The 2,376-nt window shown below is 54.9% G+C and carries 2 protein-coding genes and 1 pseudogene; all 3 read right to left on the bottom strand.

Features of this window, described 5'->3' with window-relative positions:
• Nucleotides 1–117 precede the first annotated feature (117 nt).
• A complete protein-coding gene (locus tag AC2VLY_RS06660; protein ID WP_486921979.1) occupies nt 118–1,299 on the bottom strand; it encodes a deoxyguanosinetriphosphate triphosphohydrolase in 1,182 nt (393 codons plus the stop codon).
• Nucleotides 1,280–2,122, bottom strand: coding sequence for an FAD-dependent thymidylate synthase (thyX, locus tag AC2VLY_RS06655; protein WP_486921978.1), 843 nt, complete (start codon nt 2,120–2,122; stop codon nt 1,280–1,282). The genes AC2VLY_RS06660 and thyX overlap by 20 nt, the downstream gene beginning before the upstream one ends.
• A pseudogene (locus AC2VLY_RS06650) lies at nt 2,119–2,376 on the bottom strand (3-dehydroquinate synthase); the annotation flags it as partial. The pseudogene AC2VLY_RS06650 and the gene thyX, both read right to left, overlap by 4 nt.

The raw sequence follows: 2,376 nt of genomic DNA, 5'->3' as shown, positions 1-2,376 counted from the left end.
ACTATTCAAAACGATCCATGGACGGCCCCCGAAAACCGGTTGACAGGGCATTCTCTACAACCACTTCCCAGACTCATTTATGGATTGGAAAATACTGAGGCGCAGGAGAACCGCTTGTCAGGCTTCACCATGGGGATCAAAGAGCCGGTCATATTCAGCAATGGCAAAGCGGTCGGTCATGCCGGCAATGTAATCGGCGACTATGCGGGCCCTGCTTTTTTCCTGCTGATCTGTGGCCTGGATGCGGGCCTGATATTTCAGGGGGAGCAGGCGGGGATCTTCGCGCAGGGTGTGAAAAAGACGGCGCACCAGGCGTTTGGCTTTTTCCGCCTGCCGGTGAACCCGGGGGTGCCGATACATGCGATGAAACAGAAAGCTTTTCAGCGACTTGATTTGGCCAGCGATTTCCGGACTGTGAGCCGCCAGTGGCCGGGTACTGGCCCGGACCTCGGCAATGCTGGTGATATGATTACTCTGGATACGCTGTCGCGTTTCCGCAACCAGGTCATTAATCAGCAGATTGATCAGGCGCCTGCCGGTTTCGTGACGGAGAATGGTTTTAGAAGCCTCCGGATACCGATCCTGTACTTCGGAATAGATCGAGCCGTACAAACTGTTGCTGCACAGTTCCTGCAAATCCAGCAGGCCCGCGCGCAGGCCGTCGTCAATATCGTGATTATTGTAGGCGATTTCATCGGCCAGATTGGTGATTTGCGCTTCCAGGGAAGGTTGGGTACCGCGCAGAAAACGCTCGCCCACATCGCCCAGATCGGCGGCTTTGCTTTTGGCGCAATGTTTGAGAATGCCTTCGCGGGTCTCAAAACTCAGGTTCAGACCGGGAAAATCTCCATAACGGACTTCAAGACGGTCCACAATCCGCAGGGACTGAATATTGTGCTCGAAGCCACCAAGATCGCTCATGCATTCCTGCAGGGCATCCTGTCCAGCGTGACCAAAGGGGGTATGGCCGAGATCGTGGGCCAGGGCGATGGCTTCTACCAGATCTTCATCCAGTCCCAGCTGCCGGGCAATGGCACGCCCAACCTGCGCGACTTCAAGGGTGTGGGTGAGGCGGGTACGATACAAATCTCCCTCATGATTGACGAACACCTGGGTTTTATACTCCAGACGGCGAAAAGCGCTGGAATGAATGACCCGGTCGCGGTCGCGCTGAAAGGGGCTGCGGCTTTCCGGAGGCGTTTCGGGATGTTTGCGGCCCAGGCTGCTTTCGGCACGGGCGGCGTAGGGGGCCAGCATCCCCTGAAAAACGCTGCCTGGTTTATTCTGCACGACCAGCATGCTCCTCGCTGGACGGGGATTGTTCCGACTCGTCGATGACCCGCTGCATGGTTTCGGCCAGCAATGGCAGGCGGGCGGCAAAAAGCGCATAAGCCGCATCTGCATATTCGCGGATTTCATACTGGGCATCTTTTTTGCGTCGCAATTTGAAAAAATTCATGAGGCTACGAAAGTTGATGGTCCAATACACATCCGAGTAGGCAGCAACGGGCATGACGTTACGGAGAAGCTCCCGGGCACGGCCCCGATAAGGGTCACGCCCCCCCTCTTTGGGTGCCAGTTCGCCGGATTCGCGGGCCTGATCAATGCGTGTGCAGGCAGCGCTGTACTGGGTTTCATACCACTGGAAAAGTTGACCCATCAGTGCTTCGTATTCGGCCATCACCGTATCGTCCAAAACGGCATAACCATCTACCGTGCGTGCCGACTCATCAGGAATATAGGCAACAGAGATGGGCTTGCGGTAACGCATGGAAAATTCATTCCAGCTGGAAACCCGGTGTTTGACCCATTGGCGGAGCACAAAAATGGGCGCAATAAAGCGAAAACGGAAGTAGATGGTTTCAAAGGGGGTGCCATGCTGATCGCGGAGCAGCTGGTAGAGCAGATTGCGATCGCGCTCGTTAAAATCATGCCCATTTTTCAGACGTTGATTGGTCGTGCTGATACGGGCGGTATTGATGATGGTGGCTTCATCTCCCCAGCTTTCTTCCAGTTCGATGAAGCCAAAATTACCAATACGCCGGGTTCCCCCGGGATTGAGAGCCATGCGCTGTGCCATTTCTGCCTGCAATTCTGCAGTGGCCTTGTTGATTTCGTTCATGCACTACGCTCCATAAAAGCCTGCAGGGTCTGGATAATGGCCGCAGGCGGCACATCGCCGGTAATCAGGGCGTTGCCAATGCTATTGAGAAGAATGAAGCGGATTTGACCGCCTTCCGCTTTTTTATCGACTTTCATGAAATCCAGATAGACGGAAGTTTCCAGGCGTGGGGCCAGAGTAGGGAGTCCCGCTGCCTTGATCAATTTGAAAATGCGATTTTGTTCACTTTCCCGCAGCAGGTCCAGGCGACGGGA

This window comes from Acidithiobacillus sp. TH-A36, from assembly GCF_057473445.1.
Note: the sequence above shows the minus strand (reverse complement) of the source record. Positions and strands in the feature narration are given on the sequence as shown.

Coding starts and splice junctions, on each gene's coding strand:
- AC2VLY_RS06660 (WP_486921979.1), bottom strand. CDS start 1,299: ATGCTGGTCGTGCAGAATAAACCAGGCAGCGTTTTTCAGGGGATGCTG.
- thyX (WP_486921978.1), bottom strand. CDS start 2,122: ATGAACGAAATCAACAAGGCCACTGCAGAATTGCAGGCAGAAATGGCA.